Origin of the sequence: Acidovorax sp. 94, assembly GCF_003634645.1 — a bacterium.
GTDB classification, from domain to species: Bacteria; Pseudomonadota; Gammaproteobacteria; order Burkholderiales; family Burkholderiaceae_C; genus Acidovorax; species Acidovorax facilis.
In genome coordinates this window covers 731,554-755,014 of sequence record NZ_RBJA01000001.1, presented here as the reverse complement: position 1 = coordinate 755,014, position 23,461 = coordinate 731,554, and the positions used below count along the sequence as shown (strand labels likewise).

At 63.0% G+C, this 23,461-nt stretch carries 24 protein-coding genes and 1 tRNA gene; 12 read left to right on the top strand and 13 right to left on the bottom strand.

Features of this window, described 5'->3' with window-relative positions; all coding sequences use genetic code 11:
- Positions 1-2: 2 nt before the first annotated feature.
- Positions 3-473: a hypothetical protein gene (locus C8C94_RS03530; RefSeq protein WP_121419728.1), complete on the bottom strand. Its 471-nt coding sequence runs from the start codon at positions 471-473 to the stop codon at positions 3-5.
- Positions 474-496: 23 nt separating this feature from the next.
- A complete protein-coding gene (locus C8C94_RS03525; protein WP_121419727.1) occupies positions 497-1,369 on the bottom strand; it encodes a hypothetical protein in 873 nt (290 codons plus the stop codon).
- 221 nt (positions 1,370-1,590) lie between these two features.
- Here C8C94_RS03525 and C8C94_RS03520 point away from each other — a divergent pair, with 221 nt between their 5' ends.
- Complete coding sequence (locus C8C94_RS03520; RefSeq protein WP_228894797.1) at positions 1,591-2,574, top strand: PhnD/SsuA/transferrin family substrate-binding protein; 984 nt, start codon at positions 1,591-1,593, stop codon at positions 2,572-2,574.
- Positions 2,575-3,101: 527 nt separating this feature from the next.
- The gene (locus tag C8C94_RS03515; protein ID WP_121419726.1) at positions 3,102-3,698 is read left to right on the top strand and encodes a lipocalin family protein; all 597 of its coding nucleotides are present in this window, start codon (positions 3,102-3,104) and stop codon (positions 3,696-3,698) included.
- A gap of 257 nt (positions 3,699-3,955) precedes the next feature.
- Here C8C94_RS03515 and C8C94_RS03510 read toward each other — a convergent pair whose 3' ends face one another.
- From C8C94_RS03510 to C8C94_RS03490, 5 genes are read right to left on the bottom strand one after another with little or no spacing between them, the layout of a single operon-like run.
- Complete coding sequence (locus tag C8C94_RS03510; protein ID WP_121419725.1) at positions 3,956-5,575, bottom strand: ABC transporter ATP-binding protein; 1,620 nt, start codon at positions 5,573-5,575, stop codon at positions 3,956-3,958.
- 11 nt (positions 5,576-5,586) lie between these two features.
- Positions 5,587-6,657, bottom strand: coding sequence for an ABC transporter permease (locus C8C94_RS03505; protein ID WP_121419724.1), 1,071 nt, complete (start codon positions 6,655-6,657; stop codon positions 5,587-5,589).
- Entirely contained in the window at positions 6,654-7,508 is an 855-nt protein-coding gene (locus C8C94_RS03500; RefSeq protein WP_147433221.1) for a hypothetical protein, read from the bottom strand. The genes C8C94_RS03505 and C8C94_RS03500 overlap by 4 nt, the downstream gene beginning before the upstream one ends.
- 23 nt (positions 7,509-7,531) lie before the next feature.
- Positions 7,532-8,563 carry a microcin C ABC transporter permease YejB gene (locus C8C94_RS03495; RefSeq protein WP_121419722.1) on the bottom strand — a complete coding sequence of 344 codons (1,032 nt, stop codon included), beginning with the start codon at positions 8,561-8,563 and terminating at the stop codon, positions 7,532-7,534.
- Between the two features lie 18 nt (positions 8,564-8,581).
- On the bottom strand, positions 8,582-10,408 hold the full coding sequence (locus C8C94_RS03490; RefSeq protein WP_121422674.1) for an extracellular solute-binding protein: 1,827 nt from the start codon (positions 10,406-10,408) through the stop codon (positions 8,582-8,584).
- Between the two features lie 104 nt (positions 10,409-10,512).
- Between C8C94_RS03490 and fabI the strand changes: the two genes are divergently transcribed.
- Both fabI and C8C94_RS03480 read left to right on the top strand, forming a co-directional pair.
- Positions 10,513-11,313: an enoyl-ACP reductase FabI gene (gene fabI, locus C8C94_RS03485; protein ID WP_055401808.1), complete on the top strand. Its 801-nt coding sequence runs from the start codon at positions 10,513-10,515 to the stop codon at positions 11,311-11,313.
- Between the two features lie 77 nt (positions 11,314-11,390).
- Positions 11,391-12,236 carry a DNA ligase gene (locus tag C8C94_RS03480; protein WP_121419721.1) on the top strand — a complete coding sequence of 282 codons (846 nt, stop codon included), beginning with the start codon at positions 11,391-11,393 and terminating at the stop codon, positions 12,234-12,236.
- Positions 12,237-12,325: 89 nt separating this feature from the next.
- Here the strand turns inward: C8C94_RS03480 and C8C94_RS03475 are convergent, their stop codons facing one another.
- Together C8C94_RS03475 and C8C94_RS03470 are read right to left on the bottom strand one after the other, a co-directional pair.
- Positions 12,326-12,886 (bottom strand): fasciclin domain-containing protein, encoded by a 561-nt coding sequence (locus tag C8C94_RS03475; protein WP_121419720.1) that lies wholly within the window; start codon positions 12,884-12,886, stop codon positions 12,326-12,328.
- 180 nt (positions 12,887-13,066) lie between these two features.
- Positions 13,067-15,436, bottom strand: a complete 2,370-nt coding sequence (locus C8C94_RS03470; protein ID WP_121419719.1) for an arginine/lysine/ornithine decarboxylase — start codon at positions 15,434-15,436, stop codon at positions 13,067-13,069.
- A gap of 146 nt (positions 15,437-15,582) precedes the next feature.
- Here C8C94_RS03470 and C8C94_RS03465 point away from each other — a divergent pair, with 146 nt between their 5' ends.
- The 6 genes from C8C94_RS03465 (at position 15,583) to C8C94_RS03440 (ending at position 18,574) form a co-directional block, all read left to right on the top strand.
- On the top strand, positions 15,583-16,008 hold the full coding sequence (locus C8C94_RS03465; RefSeq protein ID WP_199731180.1) for an NfeD family protein: 426 nt from the start codon (positions 15,583-15,585) through the stop codon (positions 16,006-16,008).
- Positions 16,009-16,060: 52 nt separating this feature from the next.
- Positions 16,061-16,978: an SPFH domain-containing protein gene (locus C8C94_RS03460; protein ID WP_055401799.1), complete on the top strand. Its 918-nt coding sequence runs from the start codon at positions 16,061-16,063 to the stop codon at positions 16,976-16,978.
- 80 nt (positions 16,979-17,058) lie between these two features.
- Positions 17,059-17,148: transfer RNA gene (locus C8C94_RS03455), tRNA-Ser, on the top strand.
- A 209-nt stretch (positions 17,149-17,357) separates the two neighbouring features.
- Complete coding sequence (locus C8C94_RS03450) at positions 17,358-17,678, top strand: hypothetical protein (RefSeq protein ID WP_233573379.1); 321 nt, start codon at positions 17,358-17,360, stop codon at positions 17,676-17,678.
- Positions 17,679-17,887: 209 nt separating this feature from the next.
- On the top strand, positions 17,888-18,070 hold the full coding sequence (locus C8C94_RS03445) for a hypothetical protein (RefSeq protein WP_121419717.1): 183 nt from the start codon (positions 17,888-17,890) through the stop codon (positions 18,068-18,070).
- 126 nt (positions 18,071-18,196) lie between these two features.
- Positions 18,197-18,574 (top strand): hypothetical protein, encoded by a 378-nt coding sequence (locus tag C8C94_RS03440; RefSeq protein ID WP_233573378.1) that lies wholly within the window; start codon positions 18,197-18,199, stop codon positions 18,572-18,574.
- 11 nt (positions 18,575-18,585) lie between these two features.
- Here the strand turns inward: C8C94_RS03440 and C8C94_RS03435 are convergent, their stop codons facing one another.
- From C8C94_RS03435 to C8C94_RS03420, 4 genes are all read right to left on the bottom strand, one after another.
- Positions 18,586-19,266 carry a hypothetical protein gene (locus C8C94_RS03435; RefSeq protein ID WP_121419716.1) on the bottom strand — a complete coding sequence of 227 codons (681 nt, stop codon included), beginning with the start codon at positions 19,264-19,266 and terminating at the stop codon, positions 18,586-18,588.
- A gap of 35 nt (positions 19,267-19,301) precedes the next feature.
- A complete protein-coding gene (locus C8C94_RS03430; RefSeq protein WP_199731178.1) occupies positions 19,302-20,339 on the bottom strand; it encodes an MlaD family protein in 1,038 nt (345 codons plus the stop codon).
- Positions 20,340-20,398: 59 nt separating this feature from the next.
- Positions 20,399-21,199 (bottom strand): ABC transporter permease, encoded by an 801-nt coding sequence (locus C8C94_RS03425; RefSeq protein WP_055393443.1) that lies wholly within the window; start codon positions 21,197-21,199, stop codon positions 20,399-20,401.
- A 196-nt stretch (positions 21,200-21,395) separates the two neighbouring features.
- Positions 21,396-21,857, bottom strand: coding sequence for a Cd(II)/Pb(II)-responsive transcriptional regulator (locus C8C94_RS03420; protein WP_121419715.1), 462 nt, complete (start codon positions 21,855-21,857; stop codon positions 21,396-21,398).
- Positions 21,858-21,927: 70 nt separating this feature from the next.
- Here C8C94_RS03420 and C8C94_RS03415 point away from each other — a divergent pair, with 70 nt between their 5' ends.
- Both C8C94_RS03415 and C8C94_RS26015 read left to right on the top strand, forming a co-directional pair.
- The gene (locus tag C8C94_RS03415; RefSeq protein ID WP_121419714.1) at positions 21,928-22,575 is read left to right on the top strand and encodes a cation transporter; all 648 of its coding nucleotides are present in this window, start codon (positions 21,928-21,930) and stop codon (positions 22,573-22,575) included.
- A 3-nt stretch (positions 22,576-22,578) separates the two neighbouring features.
- On the top strand, positions 22,579-23,454 hold the full coding sequence (locus C8C94_RS26015; protein WP_370449720.1) for a DUF3703 domain-containing protein: 876 nt from the start codon (positions 22,579-22,581) through the stop codon (positions 23,452-23,454).
- Positions 23,455-23,461: the final 7 nt, after the last annotated feature.

Here is a 23,461-nt window from a genome sequence, read left to right as displayed (position 1 = left end):
CACTACGCCAGGCGCTGCACCATGGGCCAGGCCTTGTAGCTGGCGAGGCCACAGGCCGTGAGTACCGGGCTGTACAGCACCATGGCGCCGACCACCGACATCAGCCAGCCGGGCTCTTCGTACTCGTCGGTATCGTCGGCCTTGGCTGTCGCGCCCTCCTTCAAGGGCTCCTTGCTGCGCCCCTCTTCTTGGCCCTCGCCCGAATCGCCGGTCATCTCCTGCACCAGCATCACTGCCACCACCAGCAGCGAGATAGCCAGCAGCGCCAGGTAGCCGTATTGCAGCGCGGGCTGCGTGAGCGGATAGAAATAGCCCGCCAGCAGCGCGGCCGGGGCCAGAAAGAACACGTGCATCATGAGCCGGTACCAGGGAATGCCGCCCACAGGCCTTTCCAGCGCCCCCATGACCATGCGGTAGGTCAGCGCCCCCAGCACAAAGATCACCCCACCCCACCATTCGATTTGCGTCAGCATGTTGTTGTTCTCCGGAGATTCTTTTACTGGGGTGCCATCACCGTGGCGGGGCCATCGTCGCCAGGCTGGTCGGCGTCATCGTCTCCGTCGTCCCCGCGCAGCTCCTTGTGTTCGGTTGCCATGTAGTACAGCGGCAGCGCCACGGCCAGAACCAGCCCCAGGCCCATCCACAGCCAAAAGCCTTTGAACAGCAACACGGTGACCACCGTGAATGCCACCGCATGCACCAGCCCCTTGAGCCCGGCGCGCAGCAGCAGCACGGCAATGAGTCCCTGCATGGGCGATTTTCCGCTCTTGCCCATGGCTTGCGCCATTTCCACGAAGGCCTCGGCCGCCTCCCGGGCCTCGCGCATGCGCTTTTCTTCCTGCTGGCGCAGCTTGGCCACGGCAAGGGGCTTGGCCGGGTCTTTGGAGCAGGCATAGGGGTCATCGGCCTCACCACCCTCCTCGCCGCTGTTGCCCTGGCCTTCGCCACCATGCTGCGCAGGCTCTACCACTGCGCGCCACTGCGGGTTGGCGTCCATGAATGCCTTGCGCGACACCCACTGGCCCCGGTCGAAGTGCATGCGCTCGGTTTCCCCCACCTGGTCGTAGAAGATCTCCAGCACTGCAGCCCGCAGGCCCTGGTCAAACAGGGCTTCGAGCTGGCGCAGCGGTGGTGGGTCGCTCGTACCCGTGTCGAACTGGAGCAGAAGGTGCGTGGAAGCGGCAGATGCCGACGCATTGAACCATTGCGCATCCCACAGGGACTCCAAGTTGGCGGCCCCCAGCTTGTCCGCCCAGCGTTGGGCCTGTTCCGTGTTGTCTGAGCACAGGTATTGGTACGTGAGCTGTGCGAGCTTCAGCTTGATCGGATCTTCGAAAAACAGTTGCAAGGTCAGGGTGTTTTGCGACATGGGAAACGCTGTTCACAGCGGTAGGCATAGCGATGGATTGGAATTGTGTGGGCCAGGCCCGCGCATGTCCCCTGCGGGCTTGTCCATGCCGGGGCGGTGCGAGGTTGACAAAACGTCCACCGGCACGGGTCGCCAAGGCGCTGATTGTCACAAAACGTTCATGCATACTGGCCGACCCGCGCGCGGAGCGCGCTTTCACCACAATTGGAGGGAAAACAACGATGCGATTCGATACCCGCTTTTTTGCACTGCTGTCTGGCACCGCGCTGATGCTGGGCCCGGTAGCTGCGCAGACCGACCGGGCCGCGCCTGCCCGCGCCACCGCAGCCACCCCGGCCGCCACGAGCTTTGCAGGCAGCCCACGCGAGAAACTGGTGGTGGCCATGCCCAAGACCTATGCCAAAAGCGAAACCATGCTGCTGTGGGGGGACTACTTCAACCACCTGGCGCGCTGCGGCAACATTGATCTGCAGAATCTGCAAGGCGAATCGCTGGAGAAGAGCACCAACATCGATGTGCTGGGCGAAAAGGAGCTGATCGACAGCCTCCTCAGCGGCAAGGCACAGCTGGCGCAGGTCAACCCCGGCCTGGTGCCCCAATTGGTGGGCGCTGGCCAGCCTGCCCCGTTTGGTGTGCCCGGCAACAAGGCCAGCGGCAAACGCAATTCCTACACACTGATCCTGATCTCGCGCGTGGACAGCCCTTTCACCAAGCCGCAGGACCTGGTGGGCAAGAAGATTGCCCACTCCACACCCACCTCCAACTCCGGCAACCTGGCGCCGCGCGCGCTGTTCCCGGCCATCGGGCTGGTGCCGGACCAGAACTACGAGGTGGTGTTTTCCAACGGCCACGAGCGCTCGGTCACAGGCGTGATGCACGGTTTCTACCCCGCCGCAGCCGTGGCCAGCGATTTGTACCAACGCATGGTGGTCAAGGGCGATGTGAAGGGCTCCAGCATCCGCACGCTGTGGGAGAGCCCGCCCTTCATGACCGAGACCTGGACGCTGGGCAAGGACGTATCGCCCGAGCTGCAGGCCCGCGTGAAGAAGTGCTCGTACAGCTACAGCTTTTCGCCCAAGCTGCGCCAGCTGCTGCCAGGCAATGACACCTTTTTGCCCATCAATTTCGAGCGCGACTTCGCGACGGTGATGGAGGTCTACACCAAGACGCAGAAGGCGCAGGCTGCCAAGGCTGCCGCCAAATAAGTCCCGGTGTCAAAAGCGTCTATCGCCGCCCCCCGCATGCCGGACTCTGGTTTGCGGGCTCAGATGGTGCAGCAACAGATTGCCGCCATAACACGACTGAGCCAGGAAGAACAGGCCGCCCGGCACCAGCAGACCCAGGCAAGCAGGGATGCAAACACGAAAGCAGCGCCGGTACCGGAAGGCCGTCGTACCCCTGGCCTAGTGGAAGCCATCAACACTCTTGTCTGAATGCGGCCACTCAGGGGGACGCATTGCGAGAAGTGCGCCGCGGCAAATGCCATCAACTCCATCTCCGACAGCGCTCCAGAATGGTGGCCTGGATAGGTACGGAACGACGGCAGCGCCACCACACCGATGCACATCCTGCCGACAGCCGCTGCCAGCGCGCGCCTACACACAGGCCCCCTCGCAGTGCCTACAGTGGATCGCACGAACAGCCGCTGCGCAGTGCACATTCCGTCAGGTGCCATAAGGTGACGTCAGGTGCAACGGCAGCCCCGGCAGCAACCCCAGCAGGAGCAAGCCCCATGCGCATTCACACCCCACCCCGTGCCCATTCGCCCTGGCCGCTGGTCATCGGCGCTGCCGCAATGATGGCGTTGCTGGCGCTCACGGCCTGCTCCACGCCCCGCGCGCCCGAGGGCATTCAGCCCGTTACGGGGTTTGACGCAGACCGCTACGCAGGCCACTGGCACGAGGTGGCACGCATCGACCACGCCTTTGAGCGCGGCCTGACCCAGACCAGCGCCACCTACAGCCGCAACGCCGACGACACGATCAAGGTGGTCAACCGAGGCTACGACCCCGTGCGCAAGGCGTGGAAGCAGGCCGAGGGCACGGCGCGCTTTGTGGACGAGCCCACGCGGGCGGCCCTGAAGGTGTCGTTCTTCGGGCCGTTCTATGGCGGCTACAACGTGGTGGCGCTCGATGAAAACTACCAGTGGGCCATGGTGGTGGGCTCCAGCACCGATTACCTGTGGATCTTGTCACGCGCGCCCACCCTGCCCTGGCATGTGCGCGAGCACCTCATGGAGCGGGCACAGACGATGGGTGTGGATGTGCGCAAGATTCTGTGGATGCCTGCCGCCAGCGAGCAACACGCCAAGCGGGCCGTGATGACCTGAAAAGCTTCAACACCAGCAAGCGCAAATAGCTATATTTTTGATAGCCATTCACGCTTACCTAATAAGCGCCAGGGATCCTCTGCACGAATCGAGCGGCAAGTGTGCGCTGCGGATCGGGAGGGGCTGCAAGGCGCAAAACGCAGCGATAGCCGCAGCTATTGCGAGTATTTGCAACGCGGCAGACCGCCCGAGCCCGCAGATGCACGCGGCGCGGTGATTCGTGCAGAGGGTCCCTTGATGCCATTTCTATTCAAATATCAGCCGATACCCGGCACGGTGGCCGCCGCCACCAGGCGCTGGGTGTAAGGGTGTTGTGGTGCATCCAGCACGTCGTTCACGCTGCCACCTTCCAACACCGCGCCGTCCTTCATCACCACCACGTCGTGCGCCATGGCGCGGATCACATCAACGTCATGGGTGATGAGCAGGTAGCTCAGGCCCTTTTCTTTTTGCAGCCGCTGGAGCAAGCCCAACACCTGCTGCTGGATGGTCACGTCCAGGGCGCTGGTGGGCTCGTCCAGCACCAGCACCTGCGGCTGCACGATGAGAGCCCGGGCGATGGCCAGGCGCTGGCGCTGGCCGCCTGAAAATTCATGCGGATAACGCTCCAGCAGACGGGGGTACTGTGCTTCGGCCAGTCCCACCTCTTCCAGCGCGGCCTCGACGCGCATGCGGCGCTGGGCCACGGTCAGTGTGGGCTCGTGCACCTTCAGGCCCTCGCCCACGATCTCTTCGACCGTGAGGCGCGGGGACAGCGACGAAAACGGGTCTTGAAATACCACCTGCACGCGGCGGCGCAGCTGCTGGTTGGCGGGGGTATTGCGCATGGCTGGTTGCTGCCACGCCTGACCCCCGACCTGCAACTGGCCGGCGTAAGGCAACAGCCCCAGGATGGCCTGCGCCAGCGTGGACTTGCCCGAGCCGGACTCGCCCACCACCCCCAGTGTTTGGCCCGGCAGCAACTGCAGCGTGGCGCCCTGCACAGCCACAAACTCGCCCTTTTTGAACCAGCCCTTGATGCCGGGCAGCGGCGTGGGGTAGACCACGCGCAGATCCTGCGTTTTCACCACCGGGGCAGTGCCTGCGGGCGGATCGGACTCGACCACATCGCGGCGGGGTTGGCTGGCAATCAGGCGGCGCGTGTAGGCGTGCTGGGGTGCACCAAACACCTCGGCGACGGGGCCCTGCTCTACCAGCACGCCCTGCTCCATCACGGCCACGCGGTCGGCAAAGCGGCGCACCAGGTTCAGGTCGTGCGTGATGAGCAGCACGGCCATGCCCGTCTGGCGCTGCAGATCACTCAGCAAGTCCAGGATCTGGCCGCGCAAGGTCACATCCAGCGCGGTAGTGGGCTCGTCGGCCAGCAGCAGCTTCGGGCTGCTGGCCAGGGCCATGGCAATCATCGCGCGCTGGCGCTGGCCGCCTGAGAGTTGGTGTGGGAAGCTGTTGGCCCGGCGTGCAGGCTCGGGGATGCCGGTCTGGGCCAGCAGCTCGATGGCAGCCTGCGCGCACTGGGCGCCGGTCAGGCCTTTTTTGAGCTGCAGGATTTCGGCAATCTGCAGGCCGATGGTCATCAGCGGGTTGAGCGCGGTCATGGGCTCCTGGAACACCATGGCGATGTCGCCACCACGCACGCCGCGCATCTCGCGTTCGGTCAGCGCCAGCAGGTCGCCCCGCCCTTGCAGCGTTGCCTGCCCGGTGATAGCGGCATTGCCCGCCAGGCGCAGCAGGCTTAAGGCGGTGATGGTCTTGCCGGAACCGGACTCGCCTACCAGCGCAAGCTTTTCGCCTGCGGCAATGCTGAAGTTGACGCCCCGCACCACTTCTTTGGGGCCAAAGCGAACGTGAAGGTCCTGAACCTGCAACAAAGGGGTCATGGCCGTAGGGGTCACTGGTCGGCCTTTCGGGGGTCCAGGGCATCGCGCAGCGCATCGCCCATGAAGGTCAGCAGCAACAGGGTGGTGACCAGCACCGCAAAGGTAGACAGCGAAATCCACCACGCGTCAATGCTGTTCTTGCCTTGGTTCAGCAGTTCACCGAGCGACGGCGTGCCGGGCGGCACCCCCAGGCCCAGGAAGTCGAGCGAGGTCAGCGCCAGGATGGCGCCACTCATGCGGAAGGGCAAAAAGGTGACCACGGGCGTCAGGCTGTTGGGCAGGATGTGGCGCCAGATGATCTGGCTGTTGCTCACCCCCAAAGCCCGGGCAGCCTTCACATAGTCAAGCTGGCGGTTGCGCAGGAACTCGGCGCGCACATAGTCGGACAAGCCCATCCAGCCAAACAGCGACAGCAGGATGAGCAGCAGCGCAATGCTGGGCGCGAACACGGCGCTGAAGATGATGAGCAGATACAGCTCGGGCATGGAGCCCCATATCTCGATGAAGCGCTGAAACGCCAGGTCGGTCTTGCCGCCAAAGAACCCCTGGATGGCCCCGGTGAGCATGCCCAGCAGTACGCCGGTGATGGTGAGTGCCAGACCAAACAGCACACTCACACGAAATCCGTACAGCAGCTGCGCCAGCAGGTCACGCCCCCGGTCATCCGTCCCCAGCCAGTTGTCGGCCGTGGGGGCCGACGGGTTGGGCGATTTGGCAAAGTAGTTCAGCGTGTTGGGGCCGTAGGGGTTCAAGGTGTACAGCGCCCAGTTGCTGCCTGCGGTGATGCGCTCCTTGATGAAGGGATCGAGGTAATCGGTGGGGGTTTCGAAGTCTCCCCCGAAGGTCTTTTCGGAGTAGTCCTTGAGCATGGGAAAGTAGGTCTGCCCCTCATAGCGCACGATGAGCGGCTTGTCGTTGCTGACCAGCTCGGCACACAGGCTCACCAGCACCAGGGCGCAGAAGATAAGCAGGCTCCAATACCCCAGGCGGTTGCGCTTGAAGCGCAGCCAGGCGCGGCGGGAGGGGGAGAGCGAAACGGAACCGGCGTTCCTGTCTGGATGCCCATTAGTTGATGCAGTCATGCGGACACCAATTGCCATTTACCAGCAGCGGTGAGCACAACATTGCTACGCCCCTGTCTTCTGAACGTCATGATTTCAACCTCTCCGGTGCTGCGCATGGCTGCTGAATAAACCCAACGCTTCTCGCCGTGGGGGTCGATCATGATGGAACCATGGCGCACACAGCCCAGTTGTGGAACCACTGCGTGTTGGGCACGTGTTGAGCAGGAAGGCATTTGCAACGGCAATCCCTCTACATCGCGCATGGATTGCTCAAGCCTGTGCAGCAGCGCGGTAGTTCTTTCAGGGGTACATCCAATTGTTAGTTGTTGCAACCATTCATCGGGCCCGAACTCAATCAACGGGCCACCAGGTGGAGTGAAGAAGTCAGTGACTAACAAGCTCAGGTAGTCGTCGTCTGAGAGCAGTCGATCAAACAGCGAAACATCGCCCGTTCTCTGATACGACGCTGCCCAAAGGACGCCAAGCACCATCTCGGACAACCCAATCCACACACTCACATCCGGTTGGCATTCCGTTGCCAAATTCCATTGGCCGCTGCGAACAGCGTCATAAAACTTCTGCCCCCTGAGAGTAACGGCGCAGCGCAGGTTAAGAAACTCCAGATCGTTGCTACACAATCCTTCCTGCATGACGAATTTGGCAAACTCTGGGTGCTTCAATTGACTTAATACAACCACCCAGCGTGCAATGGCGGCAGCAAATACCTGCTCATCCAAGGCCACAAGCTGCGGGGCCAGCTTCTTGCATTTAGCGCGAAATTTCTGACTGGAGTCGCACAACGGAAAAACCTTCCACAGAACGTCCTCTTGCAGTGGTGAATGGTTGATGCAATCGTCTCGCATGTTCAAATCTTCACGCCTCAAAATCGCAGTCAATCGAATTTGACGCGCGGGTCCACCCACACGTAGCACAGGTCGCTCACCAGCTTGGTCACCAGCCCGATCAGTGTGAACAGATACAAAGTGCCCAGCACCACCGGGTAGTCGCGACGGATCACACTCTCATAGCTGAGCAAGCCCAGCCCATCCAGCGAGAACAGGGTTTCGATGAGCAGCGAGCCCGCAAAAAAAGCACCGATGAACGCAGCCGGGAAGCCAGTGACGATGGGAATAAGGGCATTGCGGAACACATGCTTCCACAGCACCTGCCGCTCGCTCAAGCCCTTGGCGCGGGCGGTGAGCACATACTGCTTTCGGATTTCTTCGAGGAACGCGTTCTTGGTCAGCATGGCCGTCACAGCAAAACTGCCCAGCACCATGGCCGTGCCGGGCAGCGTGATGTGCCACAGATAGTCCACGATGCGCGCGCCCCATGTCATTTCATCCCAGTTGGCTGAAGTAAGCCCGCGCAATGGAAACCATTGCAATTGCCCACCAAAAATGACCAGCAGCGCCACGCCCAGCACAAAGCCGGGAATGGCATAGCCCACCAAAATGAGCAGCGTGGTTACCAGATCAAAGCGTGACCCGGCGCGCACCGCCTTGGCCACGCCCAATGGCACGGCGACGAGGTAGCTGATGAAAAATGTCCACAGGCCCAGGCTGATGGAAACCGGCAGTTTCTCCTTCACCAGTTGCCACACATCCTTGTTCTGGAAAAAGCTCTTGCCCAGATCAAACCTCGCGAACTGTCCCAGCATCTGCAGGAAGCGCTCATGGGCAGGTTTGTCAAAGCCGTACAGCGCCTTGATCTGCTCCAGCCGTTTGGGGTCAACGCCCTGCGCGCCCCGGTAGCTCAGGCCGCCCCCCTCGGCGCCGCCACCGCCCACACCGGCCTTGGCCTCGGCCATGTACTGCTCCACCGGGCCGCCCGGCACGAACTGGATCACCACAAAGGTCAGCAAGAGCACGCCCAGCAGCGTGGGCAGCATGAGCAAGACACGTTTGAGAATGTAGGCAAACATGGGTGAGCGGTCTTATGGCTATTTCTTGTCTGGCGCGGTCTGGGGAGGAATACGCGCCCACCACGTGTCGATGACCCACCCTTCGCCGCTGGCGTAAGGCGGCACCGTGGCCGGCCGTGCCAGCCGCCAGGCGTTGTAGGCCATGCGGTGTGTGCCCGCCGTCCACTGCGGAATGAGGTAGTGGCTGTGCGCAATGATGCGCTCCAGGGCGTGGCAGGCGGGAAGCAGTTGCGCCTCGGTCTTGGCAGAGGTCATGGCCTTGATCATCGCGTCCACCGCAGGGTTCTTGACGCCCGCAAAGTTGCCGGAATCCTCCACGTCGGCCGCCTGGCTGCCAAACATGTCGGCAAACTCCTGGCCCGGGTTGTTGGTGCCCTGGTAGGCAATCGAGGTAATGTCGAAGTCGAACTTCTGCAGACGCTGCTGGTACAGCGCAAAGTCCACTGACCGAAATCGCAAGGTGACACCAATCTTTTCGAGATTGCGCATCCAGGGGGTGATGGTGCGCACGCCGCCTTCATTGCTGTCCATGTATTCGAGCACCATGGCCTCGCCCTTGGCGTTGCGCAGGGCACCGTCGCGCACCTCCCAGCCCGCTTCCTTGAGCAAAGCCTGCGCCCGCCGCAGGTTGGCCCGCAGTGAGGAATCGCCATCCGTGCGCGGGGGCACCGTCATCGGGCCAAACGCGGCAGCCGGAATGTCCTTGCGGTAGGGCTCCATCAGCGCAAGCTCCTCGGGCGAGGGACTACCCTTGGTTTCGCACGCCGTGTTGCCAAACAGGCCGTTCACCCGCTGGTAAGCGCCATAGAACATCTGGCGGTTCATCCACTCGTAGTCCATGGCCAGGCCCAGGGCCTCGCGCACGCGCGCATCCTGCAGCAAAGGCCGGCGGGTGTTGAGCACATAGCTCTGAAAACCCGAGGGGAGCTTGTGCACAAACTCGCCCTTGACGAGTTCACCCGTATCGAACTTCTTGCCCGTAACACGTCGGGCCCAGTCGCCCGCGCTGAAAAACCGCATGAGGTCAAACTCGCCCGCCTTGAGGGCCTCCAGCCGCGCGGTGTTGTCCTTGTAGATCTTGACAAGGATGTTGTCGAAATTGGCCGTGCCCTTGCGCACGTTCAGGTCGCGCGCCCAGTACTGCGGGTCGCGCACATAGGTGATGTCCTTGCCAAAACGCACCGGGCCGATTTTGTAGGGGCCACTGCCGATGGGAATATCCATCACCACCTGGTCAAACGGCTTGGCCTTGCCGTTCTCGACGCCCCAGTCGCGGCTGAACACCGGCAGGCCGCCGACGGTGAGGGGCAGCTCGCGATTGGGCAGCTTGAAGCGGTAACGCACGGTGCGGTCGTTGATCACATCCACGCCCGCCACCTCGATCAGCAGCGTCTTGTAGGCAGGGGATGTGAAGGGGCCCACCAGCGTGTCGTAGCTGTGCTTCACATCCTGCGCCAGCACGGGCTTGCCGTTGTGAAAACGCGCCTCCGGCCGCAGGCGGAAGGTGGCGGACAAACCATCGGGGGCAACTTCCACATCTTCGGCCAGCAGACCATAACCGGTGGCGGTTTCGTCCATCGAACCGGCGAGCAGCGAATCGAACATCAGCGACGACAAATATGCTGGCGCGTTGCCCTTGATGGTGAACGGGTTGTATTTGTCGAAGGTGGAAACCCGCAGGTTGCTGACCAGCCGCAGCTCGCCGCCTTTCGGCGCATCTGGGTTCACATACGCAAAATGCGCAAACCCGGCGGGATAACGCGGCTCGCCCCACAGGGCATACCCATGTGCAGCCCATGCAGGAACCGCACACCCCATCAGCAAAAAAGTCAGCCAAAACCGCATGCGACAATTCTGCACTACGTTCGCCGGGCCCCGCTGCAGATCGCGCATACCCACATGCGCCAGGCCGCCCGCCGACATTTCGCCATTCCAAAAGGAGATTGAACATGGGTTTTCTGACCGGCAAGAAGCTGCTCATCACGGGTGTTTTGTCCAACCGCTCCATCGCCTACGGCATTGCCAAGGCCTGCCACGCACAGGGCGCCGAACTGGCGTTCAGCTACGTGGGCGAGCGCTTCAAGGACCGCATCACCGACTTTGCGGCCGAGTTCGACTCCAAGCTGATCTTTGACTGTGACGTGGGCAGCGACGAGCAGATCGAGCGCATGTTTGCCGAGCTGTCGCAGACCTGGCCCCAATTCGACGGCTTTGTGCACAGCATCGGCTTCGCCCCCCGTGAGGCGATTGCCGGTAATTTCCTCGAAGGCCTTTCGCGCGAGGGTTTCCGCATCGCCCACGACATCAGCGCCTACAGCTTTCCCGCCATGGCCAAGGCCGCCCTTCCCTACCTGAACGACAAGTCGTCGCTGCTGACGCTGAGCTACCTGGGCGCGCTGCGCTCCATCCCCAACTACAACACCATGGGCCTTGCCAAGGCCAGCCTGGAAGCCAGCGTGCGCTACCTGGCCGAGGCCGTGGGCCGCACCGAAGACGGCCGCAGCATCCGCGCCAACGGCATCAGCGCCGGCCCCATCAAGACCTTGGCCGCCAGCGGCATCAAGGACTTTGGCAAACTGCTGAGCCGCGTGGCCGATGCATCGCCCCTGCGCCGCAACGTGACGATCGAAGACGTGGGCAATGTGGCAGCCTTCCTGCTGTCGGACCTGGCCTCGGGCATGACGGCCGAGATCACCTACGTGGACGGAGGCTTCAGCCAGACGGCGGGCCTGAGCGCAGACCAGGTCTGATTGCCATCGAAAATTTAGATCAAAACAGGGCCTAGCGCTTATTGAAAAAGCGCTGATAGCTATACATTTAATAGCAAATGCTCCGCAGGCACTGGCTGGCGTGGCTGAGTTTCACTGCGCTGCCCACGCACGCAGCAGACGCCCCTGCCCTGTTGCTGGCCAATGTGTACCGGCCCGGCATGCCGCTGGCCGACTATTGGGTCAGCGAAAAATACGACGGTGTGCGGGGCTACTGGGACGGCCACACGCTGCGCACGCGGGGCGGCGAAACGGTGATGGCCCCCGCCTGGTTCACCGCCGGGTGGCCCACCACTCCCATGGACGGAGAGCTGTGGGCCGGACGCGGGCGCTTTGCGCACGCCCAATCCACCACGCGCCAACAGCAGCCTCATGAGGCGGCCTGGCGCCAGATGCGCTTCATGGTGTTTGACCTGCCCCGGCACGGCGGCATGTTTGACGAACGGCTGCGGTCGCTCAATGCCTTGGTGATGCAGATCAACCAGCCTTGGGTCCAGGCGGTGCCCCAAAAGCGCATCGAAAACGATGCTGCCCTGCAGGCCCTGTTGCAACGCACGGTGCGGGCGGGCGGCGAAGGCCTGATGCTGCACCGGGGCAGCTCGCTCTACCAGTCTGGCCGCAGCGACGATCTGGTCAAGGTCAAGACCCACGAAGACACGGAAGCGCGCGTGGTCGCCCACCTGCCTGGCAAGGGCCGCCACGCCGGTCGCATGGGAGCCCTGCTGGTGGAAATGCCTTCGGGCCAGCGTTTCCGGCTGGGGGCGGGTTTCAGCGATGCGCAGCGGGCTGACCCGCCACCTGTGGGCAGCTGGGTGACGTACCGGTTTCGCGGTACCCATGACGGGGGCCTGCCGCGCTTCGCGAGTTTTGTGCGTGTGCGGGACGATATGCCGCCGGTCCGCTGACGGGGCCACAGCAACCCCTGGCCGATCCCGGCCCTGCGATGCGGCGGCCATGCACAGCGGACGGGCAGCCCCTCCCATCCGTTGCTCAATCAGTTAGGCAACAGGACCTTGTCCACCACGTGGATCACTCCGTTGGACTGGTACACGTCGGCAATCGTCACCGTCGCCGTACCGCCCTTTTCGTCCGTCACCATGACAGCATTGCCGCTGGCCTTGGCCGTGAGCGTACCGCCCGCCACCGTCTTGAGGCTGGCCATGCCTTTGCCGTCTGCAATCATCTTGGACAACGCAGCAGCGTCGTACTTTCCCGCGACCACGTGGTAGGTGAGCACCTTGGTCAGGGTGGGCTTGCTCTCGGGCTTGAGCAGCGTGTCCACCGTGCCGGCGGGCAATGCGGCAAATGCCGCATTGGTGGGCGCAAACACGGTGAAGGGACCGGGGCCCTTGAGCGTTTCGACCAGGCCCGCAGCCTTCACAGCGGCCACCAGCGTGGTGTGGTCCTTGGAGTTCACAGCGTTGTCGATGATGTCCTTGCTGGCCAGCATGGGCGCACCGCCCACCATGACCTGCGCCATGGCAGGCATTGCGGCAGCGGCCATGGCTGCGGTGAAGGCGATGGTGGCGAGGCGGGCGTTGAATCGAAGGGTCATGAGAATCTCCTGAGAGGTGTGTGAAGACAGTCGTCACCGCATGAAAACCACGCGGCTGACAGTCAATACGGCAGCACCACAACAGCGGATTCAAATGCACAAAAAAATCGCTCCGCCAGCCATGCCGGGGGAGCGATTTTCGAGACGCTGGTGCACCCACACACCAGCGCGAAGACGTGCTTACACGTTGCGTCCGTACGGGCCGTCGTCGCCCACCTGCACCAGGTTCTGGGCGGTCGCCAGCGGCTTGGGGTTCTTGCCGGTCTTGCCTTGCTCTGCCACGCAGTCGGCGTAGTAGCGCACCTGGCCGTTTTCGTCTTCCACTTCCACCAGGCCGTGGATGTCGGTCTCAAAGCCCGGGCACAGCTTGGCAAACTCGCGGGCGAACTTAAGGTAGTCCACGATCTTCTTGTTGAATACCTCGCCAGGAATCAAGAGCGGAATGCCCGGTGGGTAGGGCGTGACCAGGCCCACGGTGATGCGGCCTTCCAGGTGGTCGATCTCCACGCGCTCGGTCTGGCGGTGGGCGATGTGCGCGTAGGCGTCCGAGGGCTTCATGGCGGGCGTCAGGTCCGACAGGTACATCTCGGTCGTCAGGCGCGCGATGTCGTACTTGGCGTACATCTCATGCACGTGCTGGCACAGGTCCTTCAGGCCCATGCGCTCGTAACGTTTGTGCTGCTGGCAGAACTCGGGAAGGATGCGCCACATGGGCTGGTTCTTCTCGTAGTCGTCCTTGAACTGCTGCAGCGCCGTCAGCAGCGTGTTCCAGCGGCCCTTGGTGATGCCGATGGTGAACATGATGAAGAAGCTGTACAGGCCGGTCTTCTCGACCACCACGCCGTGCTCGGCCAGGTACTTGGTAACGATGGAGGCGGGAATGCCGGTCTTGTCGAACTTGCCGTCCAGGTTCAGGCCCGGTGTGACGATGGTGGACTTGATCGGGTCCAGCATGTTGAAGCCGTCGGCCAGCTGGCCGAAGCCGTGCCACTTGCTGGCGTTCTTCTTGCCCTTGCCATCGCTGCGGATGATCCAGTCCTCGGCGCGGCCCAGGCCTTCGTCCACGAGCTTTTCAGGGCCCCAAACCTTGAACCACCAGTCGTTCTTGCCAAAGTCGTGCTCCACCTGGCGCATGGCACGGCGAAAGTCCAGCGCTTCGAGCAAGCTTTCCTCCACCAGGGCCGTACCGCCAGGAGGCTCCATCATGGCGGCGGCCACGTCGCAGCTGGCGATGATGCTGTACTGCGGGCTGGTGCTGGTGTGCATCAGGTAGGCCTCGTTGAAGAGGTGGCGATCCAGCTTGGTGGTCTGCGAATCCTGCACCAGCACATGGCTAGCCTGGCTGATGCCGGCCAGCAGCTTGTGGATGGACTGCGTCGCGTACGTCACGGAATGCTTGGGGCGCGTGCGCTTCTTGCCCATGGCGTGGTAGCTGCCATAAAACGGGTGGAAGGCCGCGTGTGGCAGCCAGGCCTCGTCAAAGTGCAGGTTGTCCACGTAGCCGTCGAGCATGCTCTTGATGGTCTCGGTGTTGTAGAGCACGCCGTCATAGGTGGACTGCGTAAGCGTGAGCACGCGCGGCTTGACCTTTTTCGCATCCACGCCCTTGAGCAGCGGGTTGGCCTTGATCTTGGCCTGAATGGCCGCTGGCTCGAACTCGCTTTGCGGGATAGGGCCGATGATGCCGAAATGGTTGCGCGTGGGCTTCATGAACACGGGGATCGCCCCGGTCATGATGATGCTGTGCAGGATGGACTTGTGGCAGTTGCGGTCCACCACCACCACGTCGCCCGGCGCCACCGTGTGGTGCCACACCATCTTGTTCGATGTGGACGTGCCGTTGGTCACGAAGAAGCAGTGGTCGGCATTGAAGATACGCGCGGCGTTGCGCTCCGATTCACCAATGGCACCGTTGTGGTCCAGCAGCTGGCCCAGCTCTTCCACCGCATTGCACACGTCGGCGCGCAGCATGTTCTCGCCGTAGAACTGGTGGTACATCTGGCCCACAGGGCTCTTCAGGAACGCCACGCCGCCGGAGTGGCCGGGGCAGTGCCAGCTGTACGAGCCGTCTTCAGCGTAGTCGAGCAGTGCCTTGAAGAATGGAGGCTGTACGCTTTCGAGATAGCTCTTGGCCTCGCGGATGATGTGGCGCGCCACAAATTCGGGGGTGTCCTCGAACATGTGGATGAAGCCATGCAGCTCGCGCAGGATGTCGTTGGGCAGGTGGCGGCTGGTCTTGGTCTCGCCGTGCACATAGATGGGCACTTCGGTGTTCTTGCGCCGCACTTCACCGATGAAGTTGCGCAGGCTCAGCACGATGGGGTCCAGGCCCTCACCCACCGTAAATTCCTCATCGTCGATGGACAAAATGAAAGCGCTGGCGCGGCTTTGCTGCTGGGCAAACTGCGACAGGTCACCATAGCTGGTGACGCCAACCACCTCGAACCCCTCGGACTCGATAGCCTGCGCCAGCGCGCGGATACCGAGGCCCGAGGTGTTCTCGGAACGATAGTCTTCATCGATGATGATGATGGGAAAGCGAAACTTCATGCGCAGCCTCCGTGCAACCGTGCCCTGCCCGGCCAAAAAACGAAATAGGCGCGAAGTGTAAGGAATAACCTTGACGCGCCTTTGAACTGCAACCCTTTTGTCCCAGAATGTGGTGCACTAAACACAACCACAACAAGGAGTTGGCTATGGAGGAATCCACCATCTGGTGGCTCGCAGCGGGGGCTGTGGTCGTTGCAGAGCTGCTCACCGGTACGTTCTATCTGCTCATGGTGGCCATTGGCCTGGTGGCAGCGGCCCTGGCGGCCCATCTGGGGTTGCCAACTACCGCGCAGATCGTGGCAGCGGCTGTTGTGGGCGGGGGCGCAGTGGTGGGCTGGTACTACCTCAAGAAAAAACGGCCCGGAGATCCCTCTGCCCGTGCGGATCGCAGTGTGAACATGGACGTGGGCGAAACCATTCTCATCGAGGGCTGGAACGCTGATGGCACCACCACCGTGAAGTACCGGGGTGCCACCTGGACAGCCATCCACCGTCCCGGAGTCACCCCCTCCACGGGCATGCACCGGGTTGCTGAACTGGTGGGCAATCGCCTGCTGGTAGACCCTCTCTAAAAATCCCGCTGTCGCTCACCTTCACAAATCAACAACGAAAAAGAGGCTCCTCATGGAAATTGCCATCGTCATTCTCATCATTGCCGTCATTTTCATCGCGCGGTCCGTCAAGGTCGTGCCCCAGCAAAATGCCTGGGTCAAGGAGCGCCTGGGCAAGTACGCGGGCACGCTCACACCGGGACTGAACTTCCTGGTACCTTTTGTCGACAAGGTCGCCTACAAACACAGCCTCAAGGAAATCCCGCTCGACGTGCCCAGCCAGGTTTGCATCACGCGCGACAACACCCAGCTTCAAGTGGACGGCATCCTGTACTTTCAGGTGACCGACCCTATGCGCGCCAGCTACGGCTCCAGCAACTACATCATGGCCGTGACGCAACTGGCGCAGACCTCGCTGCGCTCGGTCATCGGCAAGCTGGAGCTGGACAAAACCTTTGAAGAGCGCGACATCATCAACGCCCAGGTCGTACAGGCCATCGACGAAGCTGCCCTCAACTGGGGCGTGAAAGTGCTGCGCTATGAAATCAAGGACCTGACACCACCCAAGGAAATCCTGCACGCCATGCAGGCCCAGATCACTGCAGAACGCGAAAAACGCGCGTTGATCGCCGCATCTGAAGGCCGCCGCCAGGAACAGATCAACATCGCCACCGGCGAACGCGAGGCCTTCATCGCCCGATCCGAGGGCGAAAAGCAGGCCGTCATCAACAAGGCCCAAGGCGAGGCAGAATCGATCAAGGCCGTGGCCGAAGCCAACGCCCAGGCAATCGAGCGTGTGGCCTCGGCCATCCGCCAACCCGGTGGCGAACAGGCTGTACAGCTCAAGGTGGCCGAGAAGGCCGTGGAAGCCTACAGCCAGGTGGCAGCAGACTCCAACACCACACTTATCGTGCCGAGCAACATGACGGAGGTGTCTGCGCTGATCGGGTCGGCGATGAAGATGGTGCAAGCTTCACAGAAAGCGGCCTGAGCGCAAGCAAAGCTTTTTTCGAGGCAACGGCTACCGTCAGCCCAGATATCCCTTTTCCTATGGCTATAATCGAGGGCTTCGGAGAGGTGGATGAGCGGTTTAAGTCGCACGCCTGGAAAGCGTGTGTGGGCTAATACCCACCGCGGGTTCGAATCCCGCCCTCTCCGCCAAAAATCAAAAAGCGTCCTTCGGGGCGCTTTTTTCGTTTCGGCCTCTCAAGTGACACGGAGCGCTTTCAGCGCCTCCTTCCCGCCTCGCGAAATGCCGGGAGCGGTGGGACCAAACCCGCCGATTTGTTGCAAAACGTGTGATTGGTTGTCACGCCGCGGCGCACTATTCACAATAAATGACTCCACCCAAAAGGAGTGCACCTATGCCCATGGAGCTACTGTTCGTCCTTGCACAGAGCAAGCTGCCCATGATGATCGAGAAGCCCTGCGACGTTGACAAGCTTCGGGTGCTGGCGGCTGCTCAGCTCGTAGAGGTGCAGGTTACTGATGTGCGTGCCAAGGAGCAAAAAGCAGAGGTTCTTGCCATTTCGCCGCAGGGGCGGGCAGCGCTGGCAACAACCTACCCCCGTCACCCATTCAAGTTCGCGCCCATGCGCTCTGCGCCAGCGCCGGCTTCGGCCGATTGGCTTCCGTCTTTGGACTCCTGCCAGGTGCAGCGCGGTGGGACAAGGACCACGCTGGACTCCTAGTGTCATGGCATGCTCGCTCTACGGAACATCTGAGCACAACCAAGCTTCTGAATGACTTGCAACCAAAGGCAACAAACCGGGGGCATCTGCGGATGTCGCACTTGTCTGACAGACGCTGACCGCGCGTTTTGCTGAAATCCTCTCCACCAGCCATTGAGGCTGACCCGGGAGCTCATTGGGACTCCCACCTTTTTGACAAAGGATCCGCCATGAAGCGCCACCCCTTGACACCCGGAACCCGCGCCCTCGCTGCGTTTGCCGGCACGGTTGTGCTTGCGGTACTGGCGGCGGCATCGTTGTTGACGCCCGATGTGACCGTGCAGTCGGTGGATTCGATGCCGCTTTTGCCCAGTGGGCTGGACCAGATCTTTCCCTCCAGTCTGTTTGAGTGAACTTGTGCATGAGGTGGAGTGGTTTAGCACGCCTACTCGCCATGGGTAGCAAAAAGCATAGCATCGGAGTACCATCTGGCGCTGCGCACCGGGATTTTCGGTGGCAATCCAGAATGGAGGACGATCGTGACCACACGTTTTCGAATCTCTGCAAGCCTTTTTTCTGCTCGCTTCTTCGCGTGGCCTGTGGCGGCGACAGCGCTGCTGGTGGCGATGGGGGGATGCACCAGCCCGAGGGATGGCTCCCTCGAAGAATTCGCGCGCTGGCATGACGGTGCGCGCGCCCAAGCCCAGGCCGGGGCGCTGAGCTGGAGCGAACTCTACAAGCAGAGTTTTGACCGCCTGACCGCCCTGCCGCCCTCGTTGCAACAAGACACGCGCCTGGAAAACACGGTGCTGCTTTTATCCACCGCCCGCAAATACGAAGCCAATGAGATCACCGCTCAGCAGTTTGCGCTGGAGCGGGAACACATCGAAACGCAATTGCAGGCACGCCTGCGGTAGCCGTTCGCGCCTCAGCGCTGCGGTGCACCCTGCTCCACGATGGCAATGCGCCGACGCAGCGCAGCAGTGGCTTGTTGGTCGCCCGCAGCTTCAGCGCGTTGCACCTGCACATTGAGCCAGGCCATCAACGGTCTGCGCCAGCCCTGGGCAGAGGCTGTGTCAGCAGCGATAGCGATCACCGCCGGGCTGGCGCGCCCCGACTGAAACAGCACCCCAGCCGCCACGAGACGCGACAGCGGGTCTTCCAAAGCGGGCAATGCAGATGCATCGCCCAATGCAGCTACCTTGCGCTGCGCTTCGGGCAGCAAGCCCACGTCCTGGGGCTGTACTCGCCCCCCCAGATAGTCGGCATAAGCGCGCTCGGGCGCGGCGGCGTCGGCGCGCAGTGGTTCAAAGCGCTCGCAGGGGCCAGGTACCAAGCTGGCGACCTGCGCAGCGCAGCGCATCAGTTCCAGACGGGCCAGCAGGTCTGGGCGCCCCGTGCGGGCCACTTCAGCCCGGGCGCGGTCCCATTCGAGCTGCTCGACGCGGGGGTTGCCCGACAGATAGGCTTCGAGGGCCTTCTGGGCTGAGCCTTGAGCGTTCATCTGCCAGTCGGGCACGGGAGGTTTGCTGGAGCATGCGGACAACAAGGCCGCCGCAACGACCACAGCTCCCAGCAATGACACCCGCAGTGGCCTGGCCAGGTGCATGGGCTTCGAAGGGAATGCAGAAACTGAAAAGGGCTTCATGGCAGCTTGAGTTCCGTATCCCGCGCAAAAGGCCATTTGCGGTTGATTTCGTTGACCAGGCTTTCTACCTTGCGCAGATTGCTTTCCACCTCGGCGCGCAGGGCCCCCAGGTCGGTGGTGGCTTCGCGGGCATTGGCGCCAATGGCCTGGGCCTCCACCAGCACCGCATCCACCTTTTTCAGGCTGGTGCGGGTGTCGGCCAACAAGCCATTGAGCTGGGCCACGGTGGCGCGCACCTCAGGTACCAGCGCTTCCTTGCTGCCTTCGGCACCAAATACCTGTTTGTCAGCCCGCGCCGCCATGCCATCCAGGCGCGCCAGCAGGGCATTGGTGCGGTCTAGCGTGGCAACAATTTTCTTCCCGTCGGTCTCATTGCCCATCAGCACTCCGAGCATGCCGCCAGGGCCGTTGAGGCGTTCGGTGAGCGCCTGCACATTGGTCAGGCTGCTGCCCAGGGCAGCGTCCTGCGCCGTGAGCGCATTGAGGTTAGACAGCAGTTCGCGCGCCGAGGCCATGAGCTGCGGGATTTCGGCGGTGGCGTCGCCACGCAGCACGGGGCGCACGGCACCATCGGGCAGGAGCTTGTCGTTCAGCATGCCGGTGTAGGCGCGGATATTGGTGCCACCCACAATGCCCCGCACCAGGGTGAACACGCTGGATTCACGCAGCCAGTGCGCGTCCTTGCGGGGCACGTCCACGATGATGCGGGCGTTGCCGGTTTCGGCCAGTTCGATACGGCGCACGCGGCCAATGGGGAAACCCGAGAACGTCATGTCCATGCCCACCACCACGCCTTCAGAGTCGTCGGCAGTCAACACCAGGGTCTGCGTGGGCTCGAACGCACCACGCGCATACAGCAGGTACAGGCCCGACCCGACGATGAGGGCCACCGTGAACAGCAGCAACGCCGCCGCCTTGATCTCCAGGTAAGCCACCGGGCGCAGGGTTTCCACGGGCGCCACGTCGGTGGCAGGAGAAGCCGGGGCTGGCCCTGGGGGCGGCGTTTGGCGGGCGTTGTGGTTCTCGTCGTTCATGGTGCCGGAAGGTGGGTCGCCGTAAAGGGATGGTGTAGTCGGGTGTCAGCAGACATCGGTCAGTAGTAGTTGCCCATGAGCGAGGCCACCTCGATCATCAGCAGCACGGCAAACATGCGGGCCAGGCCGCCCAGTTCCGAATCGGGCTGGGTACGGTCGCCCGTGTCGTACAGGCCTGCCGCCATGGGGATCAGCGCTACGGCCAGGCTGAAGAACACGGTCTTGAGCGCGAACACCATCGTCACGCTGGGCGTGAACACCTGGCCAAACATGCGGGTGTAGCTGGGCAGCCCCGCCAAGTTGAAACCATACACCCCCAGGTACGCCAGCACCAGGGCCACCACACAGCTGAGCGCGGCGAGCGTGATGCAGGCGAACACTCCAGCGATCACGCGCGGCAGAAGCTCGATGCGCACCGGGTCCGAGCCGTGGGCGCGCAGCGCGTCGAACCGTCCGGTTTGCCGCAGCCGCGTGATCTGCGAGCCATTGGGGATGGTGCAGCGCATGGCGACGAACAGCGCCGCCGTGAGCGGGATCAGCTCCAGCACCAGCACGCGGATCACCATCTCCAGCGCATAGCGCGACAGGCCATAGCTGAGCGCCGTGACCACCACGATGCGCGTGAGCACCAGGCTGATCAGGGCAGCCAGCACCGTAAAGCCGAGCAGCACCGGGGCGGTGTCGAGATACAGGTGGCGTGCCAGCGCCCTGCGCGTGCCCTTGCCATAGCTGGACGGCGACAACACCAGCACCAGCACCACCGCTCCCAGATACAAGATGCGCCACCAGGCGACCGCCCAGCGCCGCGCGGTGTTCCACACACGTTCGGGCAGGGAGAGGCCGGGCAAGCGCGAAATCATGGTCGGATCATAGCGGGGCACTCACAGAGAGCGTTGACGGTGGACTGCCATAGAAATTTTTCGATGTTTTTGGCATCTAGCGCTTGATAGACAAGCGAAAACAGCTATTATTTTTATAGCATTTTCAAACACAAAAGAAACAGCTACTCACATCCTTGTGGAAGCTGGTGCTTGCAAGCGCCCACGGCAGACCGGGCTACACATGCCGCTTTGCCGCAGCGGTGGCGAACGGCACAGCGGGCGGCGCATCCGCACGCGCGTGCAGGGCTTCGATGATGTGACAGTGGGCATCCGTCCCATCGCAGCGGTTGCGCAGCGCGAGCAGGTCGGCCTCCAGGGTCTGCAGCTCTGCCAGGCGGGCACGCACATGCTGCAGATGGTCATCCAGCGTGTCGCGTGCAGCGTCACAGTCTTCTTTGCGGCTCCAGTCCAGTGCCAACAGGGTGCGCACTTCATGCAGAGACATGTCCATGGCCCGGCAAAGGCGGATGAAGCGCAGCTGGTGCACGTCCGCGCCGCTGTACAGGCGGTAGCTGTTGTCGCCCCGCACGCCGGGGGGCAACAGCCCCTCCTTCTCGTAGTAGCGGATGTTGGCGGCAGCCACCCCGGACTGCAGGGCGGCCTCGCCAATGCGAAACTGCACAGCGTTCTGATCCATGGCTTGACCTTCAAGTGACTTCAAGGTTTCCAATCATGCCATCGCTTTCAAAACTGCACGGAGAACCCCCATGTCTGCCCACTGCCACGACGACCATTGCGCCACTGGCCCTGCCGCCGCCGACCCGCGCTACCGCCGCATCTTGTGGATAGCGCTTGTCGTCAACGCTGCCATGTTTGTGGTGGAGCTGGGGGCGGGTACCCAGTCGGGTTCGGCATCGCTGCTGGCCGATGCCATCGATTTTCTGGGGGATGCCGCCAACTACGGCCTGTCGCTGTGGGTGCTGGCCATGGCCCTCACTTGGCGCGCCCGCGCCGCCCTGGTCAAGGGGGCCAGCATGCTGGCGTTTGGCGTGTTCGTGATTGGGCGCGTGGCCTGGGGTGCGTGGCAAGGCACACCGCCCGAGCCCTTCACCATGGGCAGCGTGGGCCTGCTGGCGCTGGCGGCCAACCTGGGCGTGGCCGCCCTGCTCTATGCCTACCGGGAGGGCGACGCCAACATGCGCGGCGTGTGGCTGTGCACCCGCAACGATGCGCTGGGCAACCTGGCGGTGATGGGCGCTGCCCTGGGCGTGTTGGGCACCGGCACCGCCTGGCCCGATCTGGCGGTGGCGGCCATCATGGCAGGCCTGGCCATCAGCGGCGGCTGGAGCGTGATACGCCACGCGCGGCAAGAGCTGGCCAGCACCACCGCACAGCCACAACCGCAAGGGCACTGATCCATGCGCGTGCGCCTATCGACTCCGTTGAGCGCCCCGCCTGAATGGGTGGCTGCGCAGCTGCAAAGCACCGCTGTGTTCCGCCACATCACCGCGCCGCTCATCCAGTTTCACCCCGCACGGGGCACGGAATGGCCCACGCACTGGGCTCCCGGCGAGCTGGCGCTGCACATGCGGTTGCTGGGCGTTTTGCCCATGGGCCCGCAAACCGTGCGCATCTCCATCGAGCCGGCTGCACAAAGGGGCGGCTGGCCCACGCTGCGCGACAACGGAGAAGGCGTGCTCATGCGCCGCTGGGACCACCGCATCACCCTGCAGCCCCTGCCCGATGGCCGCACGCTGTACACCGATGACATCGAGGTGGTTGCGCGCCACCTGCCCTGGCTGATGACACCGCTGAGCGCCCTGTTTGCCCAGGTGTTTTACCGGCACCGCCAAAGGCGCTGGCGCCAACTGGCCGCGCAGCATGTCGCCGGGGGCTCCGCCCCCACCGCGCTACACAGGCGCGCCGCGTTCAACCACCTGCTGGCCAGCTTTGCACGCCAGCCTGACGCGCCCCCCGCCCAGCGCTGGCGTTGGCTGGAGGCCGCCCACGTGCTGGGGCAGTCCTCATTGCCCCTGCACTGGCGGTCACACACCGCCATGCTGCGCTACGCCCTCGCACTGGGAGATGCGCGCGAGGCCACCGGCCAGCTGCTGCGGCTGGCCCTGGTGCCCCTGGGGCACCTGCTGGCACGGCTGCCGTTGGGCAACATCGGGCGCTCCCACGTGAGTGCTTTCCGGCCCATGGTGCCGGCGGCAGAAGTCACTGTGCTGATGGACCAGGCGCTGGAGGAAACAGCGATCCGCACCGTGCAGCCCGACGACCACGGCGTCTGAAAACTGC

Excerpts from the sequence above, each read along its gene's own strand:
- C8C94_RS26015 (WP_370449720.1), top strand. The coding sequence starts at position 22,579 with ATGCGCGTGCGCCTATCGACTCCGTTGAGCGCCCCGCCTGAATGGGTG.
- C8C94_RS03520 (WP_228894797.1), top strand. The coding sequence starts at position 1,591 with ATGCGATTCGATACCCGCTTTTTTGCACTGCTGTCTGGCACCGCGCTG.
- C8C94_RS03425 (WP_055393443.1), bottom strand. The coding sequence starts at position 21,199 with ATGATTTCGCGCTTGCCCGGCCTCTCCCTGCCCGAACGTGTGTGGAAC.
- C8C94_RS03480 (WP_121419721.1), top strand. The coding sequence starts at position 11,391 with ATGCTCCGCAGGCACTGGCTGGCGTGGCTGAGTTTCACTGCGCTGCCC.
- C8C94_RS03530 (WP_121419728.1), bottom strand. The coding sequence starts at position 473 with ATGCTGACGCAAATCGAATGGTGGGGTGGGGTGATCTTTGTGCTGGGG.
- C8C94_RS03445 (WP_121419717.1), top strand. The coding sequence starts at position 17,888 with ATGAAGCGCCACCCCTTGACACCCGGAACCCGCGCCCTCGCTGCGTTT.
- C8C94_RS03470 (WP_121419719.1), bottom strand. The coding sequence starts at position 15,436 with ATGAAGTTTCGCTTTCCCATCATCATCATCGATGAAGACTATCGTTCC.
- C8C94_RS03510 (WP_121419725.1), bottom strand. The coding sequence starts at position 5,575 with ATGACCCCTTTGTTGCAGGTTCAGGACCTTCACGTTCGCTTTGGCCCC.
- C8C94_RS03420 (WP_121419715.1), bottom strand. The coding sequence starts at position 21,857 with ATGGATCAGAACGCTGTGCAGTTTCGCATTGGCGAGGCCGCCCTGCAG.
- C8C94_RS03515 (WP_121419726.1), top strand. The coding sequence starts at position 3,102 with ATGCGCATTCACACCCCACCCCGTGCCCATTCGCCCTGGCCGCTGGTC.
- C8C94_RS03460 (WP_055401799.1), top strand. The coding sequence starts at position 16,061 with ATGGAAATTGCCATCGTCATTCTCATCATTGCCGTCATTTTCATCGCG.
- C8C94_RS03525 (WP_121419727.1), bottom strand. The coding sequence starts at position 1,369 with ATGTCGCAAAACACCCTGACCTTGCAACTGTTTTTCGAAGATCCGATC.
- C8C94_RS03495 (WP_121419722.1), bottom strand. The coding sequence starts at position 8,563 with ATGTTTGCCTACATTCTCAAACGTGTCTTGCTCATGCTGCCCACGCTG.
- C8C94_RS03505 (WP_121419724.1), bottom strand. The coding sequence starts at position 6,657 with ATGACTGCATCAACTAATGGGCATCCAGACAGGAACGCCGGTTCCGTT.
- C8C94_RS03465 (WP_199731180.1), top strand. The coding sequence starts at position 15,583 with ATGGAGGAATCCACCATCTGGTGGCTCGCAGCGGGGGCTGTGGTCGTT.
- C8C94_RS03490 (WP_121422674.1), bottom strand. The coding sequence starts at position 10,408 with ATGCGGTTTTGGCTGACTTTTTTGCTGATGGGGTGTGCGGTTCCTGCA.
- fabI (WP_055401808.1), top strand. The coding sequence starts at position 10,513 with ATGGGTTTTCTGACCGGCAAGAAGCTGCTCATCACGGGTGTTTTGTCC.
- C8C94_RS03450 (WP_233573379.1), top strand. The coding sequence starts at position 17,358 with ATGGAGCTACTGTTCGTCCTTGCACAGAGCAAGCTGCCCATGATGATC.
- C8C94_RS03435 (WP_121419716.1), bottom strand. The coding sequence starts at position 19,266 with ATGCACCTGGCCAGGCCACTGCGGGTGTCATTGCTGGGAGCTGTGGTC.
- C8C94_RS03430 (WP_199731178.1), bottom strand. The coding sequence starts at position 20,339 with ATGAACGACGAGAACCACAACGCCCGCCAAACGCCGCCCCCAGGGCCA.
- C8C94_RS03415 (WP_121419714.1), top strand. The coding sequence starts at position 21,928 with ATGTCTGCCCACTGCCACGACGACCATTGCGCCACTGGCCCTGCCGCC.
- C8C94_RS03475 (WP_121419720.1), bottom strand. The coding sequence starts at position 12,886 with ATGACCCTTCGATTCAACGCCCGCCTCGCCACCATCGCCTTCACCGCA.